Here is a 3,499-nt window from a genome sequence, read left to right as displayed (position 1 = left end):
CTTTTGCGGCGACTCGGGGTGCAGAACCGCACCCAGGCGGCGGTGCTGGTGGAAAGCGCCAATCGCGATCTGGGCACGGGGCTCGGCGATGCCGGCGCCCGCGCCTTCCTGAACCAGTAAGCCGGGACAATGCGAGACATGCGCGACAGGCCCGGGGCGGGCGCGGTCGGCGTGGGACTGTTCCGCGCCGCAGATCCCGCCGAGGCCGTGCGCGAGGCCGCCGCGCAGATCGACCTGTCGCAAAGCCGTTTCGTGCTGGTCTTCGTGCCGGACCGGCTCGCGCTCGATCCGCTGGCCGAGGGGCTGAATGCCGCGCTGGCGGGGCTTCCGGTCTTCGGCTGCACCACGGCGGGGCAGATCACGCCCGAAGGCTACGAGGACGAGGCGCTGATGATGCTGGCCTTCCCGCGGGCATATTTCCGCTGCGCGTCCATGCTGATCCGGCCGCTCGGTCGCTGCCCGATCGAGCGGGTTTCGGTCGATGCCCGGCGACTGGCGGCGCAGTTCTCGCATTCGGCGCATTGGAATCGATTGGCGCTGATCTTTGCCGACGGGCTGTCCAAGCAGGAAGACATGCTGGTGGCCGCGCTGGCTGCTGGCCTGGACGATCTGCCGGTCTTCGGCGGTTCGGCCGGGGATGGGCTGAGTTTTCGCCGGACGGCGGTTTTTCACGGTGGCGCCTTTCACAGCGACGCGGCACTGTTGATGCTGCTGGAAACCGACCTGGAATTTGCCGGGATCGGCTTCGACCATTTCCTGCCGACCGAGCATCTGATGGTGGTCACCGACGCGGTGCCCGAGGAACGCCTGGTGCTGGAACTGAACGGCGCGCCCGCGGCCGAGGAATATGCCCGTCTCGTTGGCCGCACGCTGGACGAGTTGTCGCCCGAAGTCTTTGCCGAGCATCCCGTTCTTGTCCGCAATCGTGGCCTTTACCATGTGCGCGCGATCCAGCGGGTAACGGATGCGGGCGCACTGGCTTTCCTGTCGGCGATCGACGACGGGTTTTTGCTGACGCTGGGCCAGGGGCAGGAGATCTTGCGCACCCTCGACCAGGGCCTTGATGTGACCGGCGCCGGGGGGCGCGCGCCGGATTTCATTCTCGGCTTCGACTGTGTTCTCAGGAAGCTGGAGATCGGGCAGAAGCAATTGACCGGCCGGGTCTCGGAGATTCTGCGTACGCGCCGCGTGCTGGGTTTCAACACATATGGCGAACAGCATTGCGGGGTGCATGTGAACCAGACCTTCGTGGCGTCGCCTTTTTCGAACCGCGTTTCAGGGCGTTGACATGATCGACCCGAATGTCCCACCCGAGGTGACGATCGAGCGCCAGGCCCGGATCATGGACGCGCTGGTCCGGCGTGCCAGCCGCCAGCACGAGGTGGGCGACTCGGCCTATGCGCTGTTCCAGTCGGCCGTGACGCTGCAAGGGCAGGTCTGGGCCAAGACCCGCGATCTGGAACGCACCTCGAGCGAACTGGAAATTGCGCGCTTCGACCGCGAGCAGACCCAGCGCCGCCTGACCGAGGCGCTGGACGCGATGGAGGGCGGGTTCGCGCTGTTCAACGAGGGGCGACTTCAGGTCTGCAACGATCTGTTCAGGTCGATCCTGCCCGATATCTCGGCGCGCATCTTGACCGGGCTGACGGTCGAGGACTATTTCCGCGCGCTGCAGACCAGCCGCCATCTGGCTGATCCCGACAGGGCCTGCCGCGACCTGGCCGAAGCGATCCGCGGGCCTGCGGGCGGCGCCAGCATGTCCTTCGTTCTGGAATTGCAGGCGGACCGCTGGTTCCAGATCAGCCAGCAGCGCACGCGGTCGGGCAACATTATCCTGTTGCAGACCGAGATCACCGACATCGTGCGCAAGAACCGGATGGAAAAGGATCTGCTGATCGACATGCAGGCCCATTACCTGCAGGCGGCCTTCGATCACATGAGCCTTGGCATCTGCACCTTTTCCCGCGCGGGCGAGGTGATGATCCGCGACGGCCGGTTCCGCGAGTTGCTGGGCCTTCCCTACACGCTGGTGCAGGATGGTACCGAGTTCACCACGATCCTGCGCCATATCCGCGACAACCGGCTGGTGGAAGAGGCCGACATTGCCGATATCGACCACTGGCCCGCCGAACTGCGCGGCGAGGGACGATTGCGCAAGCGGCTGCACCATGCCAGCGGACGGGTGCTGGACCTGCATGTGCATCTGCTGCCCGACCGCGGCTTCTTGGTCGACATCGCCGATGTGACGCTGGAATCGCGGGCGACCGAACTCCTGGAAAAGCGAGTGCGCGAGCGCACCCATGAACTGACCGAAGCGAATCGTCGTCTGCGTGAACAGCACGAGGAACAAAGACGCGTCGAGGAGGAATTGCGGCTGGCCAAGGAAGAGGTCGAGGCGGCGATGTCGTCCAAGACCCGGTTCCTGGCCGCGGCCAGCCATGACCTTCTGCAACCCGTCAACGCCGCCAAGCTGCTGATCTCGACCCTGGCCGAGATGGCAGAGGACACCGAAGTGGCCCGGCTGACCGATCGGCTTGCGGGGTCCTTCGCCTCGATGGAGTCGCTTCTGCATGCTCTGCTGGATATTTCACGCCTGGAAAGCACCGGCTCGGCGTTGACGCCGACGGAATTCTGTCTGGGGGCCGTGATGCGCAGCGTGGTCGAAGACCAGGCCATGGTCGCGGCGCAGAAGGGGCTGCGGCTCGACATGGTGCCCTGCTCTGCCTGGGTGCGCAGCGACCGGGAATTCCTGACGCGGTCGCTGCGCAACCTCGTGGTCAATGCAATCCAGTATACCGAACGGGGCCGCGTGCTGGTGGGGTGCCGGCGGCGCGGCGACAAGGTGGTGCTACAGGTCTGGGATACCGGCATCGGCATCCTGCCTGCCGACCACGCCCGAATCTTCGAGGAATTCGCCCGTGCCGCTAATGTTCCCCCCGGCTCCGGCATGGGTCTGGGGCTGTCGATCGTGGAACGCACCTGTCGCCATCCGGGACACCGGCTGTCGGTTCACTCGGAACCGGGGCGGGGTTCGGTCTTTTCGATCGAGATCGGGACCGTGCCCCCAAGGGACGATTGCCCCGGCGCGACCGGACCGGACCTGTCGGATGGCGAGGCGGACCTGAACCTTATCGTGCTGATTGTCGAGAACGATCCCGAGGTCCTGTTTGCCACCACGCAGAAGCTGGAAAGCTGGGGGGCGAGCGTGCTGGCCGCAGACTCGACCGTCGAGGCGGTGCGGCTGGTGGACGAGATCGGGATGGCACCGGACGTGATCCTGGCCGATTATCAACTGCATGGCGACGACACTGGGATCGCCGCGATCAAGGCCTTGAGGGCGGCGACGGGTAGCCACATCCCCGCGATCATGATCACCGCCGACCAGGGCGACGAGGTCCTGCGCGCTGGGCTGACAGAGGATTTCACGGTCCTGAGAAAGCCGGTGCAACTCTCGCGACTGCGGCCGCTGATCGACTGGAAGACCCGGGCGCCCGCGCCG

2 protein-coding genes are annotated in these 3,499 nt (G+C 65.8%); both read left to right on the top strand.

Translation table 11 applies throughout. The features are described 5' to 3' along the window. The first annotated feature begins 138 nt into the window (after nt 1-138). The gene (locus ENN83_RS06755) at nt 139-1,287 is read left to right on the top strand and encodes an FIST N-terminal domain-containing protein (protein ID WP_287185443.1); all 1,149 of its coding nucleotides are present in this window, start codon (nt 139-141) and stop codon (nt 1,285-1,287) included. A 1-nt stretch (nt 1,288) separates the two neighbouring features. Continuing rightward, a partial coding sequence (locus ENN83_RS06750; protein WP_287185441.1) for a hybrid sensor histidine kinase/response regulator occupies nt 1,289-3,499 on the top strand: 2,211 nt, incomplete at its 3' end.

Source organism: Rhodovulum sp. (assembly GCF_011048875.1).
Lineage (GTDB): Bacteria > Pseudomonadota > Alphaproteobacteria > Rhodobacterales > Rhodobacteraceae > Rhodovulum > Rhodovulum tesquicola.
The sequence above is the reverse complement of the archived record's forward strand: the minus strand, read 5'-3'. Positions and strand labels throughout refer to the sequence as shown.

Coding starts and splice junctions, on each gene's coding strand:
- ENN83_RS06755 (WP_287185443.1), top strand. CDS start 139: ATGCGCGACAGGCCCGGGGCGGGCGCGGTCGGCGTGGGACTGTTCCGC.